The 513-nt window shown below is 47.8% G+C and carries 1 pseudogene; it reads left to right on the top strand.

The features are described from left to right. A pseudogene (locus tag ACTXGO_RS16675) lies at nt 1-513 on the top strand (ComEC/Rec2 family competence protein); the annotation flags it as partial.

The raw sequence follows: 513 nt of genomic DNA, 5'->3' as shown, positions 1-513 counted from the left end.
AGCTACTTATGAGTATCAGCAAGCAGAAACTACAAAAATTACTGATTCTATGCGGGTGTCAGCGCTGGTTACTATCGAAGGCGTAAGCGACAGCGTTTATGATACACAGGCGAGCAGTGGTTATCGGCAGGTGGCGACTATCAGCCATTACGCGCCGCAAGTCGCTGAGATGACAGCGGCTGAATTAAACCCCACATTGTTGTCAAATGACAATAATAGTCAGCGCTCTGATTATGTCTCAACCTATAAGGTACTGCTGAGCGCTTACCCCAAAGTATCAAATCAGTCTCTCAATAGTTTAAATGATTTGCGCCCAGGCGATCAGTTGTTTATGAGCTTGAGCCTAGCGCCGCTTGCGACATCAGAGCAGGCAATGAATAATCCTTCGGGTTTTGACAGTTATCGCTGGCTGCGCGCGCGTCATATCGACGGGGTGGCCACTATCAATCAAGTCGGCATACCGATTGCTAATATTACGGAGCCATCAGCGCTTAACATTGAACCTTCAGCGAT

The organism is Psychrobacter sp. T6-1 (assembly GCF_052258445.1).
The sequence above is the reverse complement of the archived record's forward strand: the minus strand, read 5'-3'. Positions and strand labels throughout refer to the sequence as shown.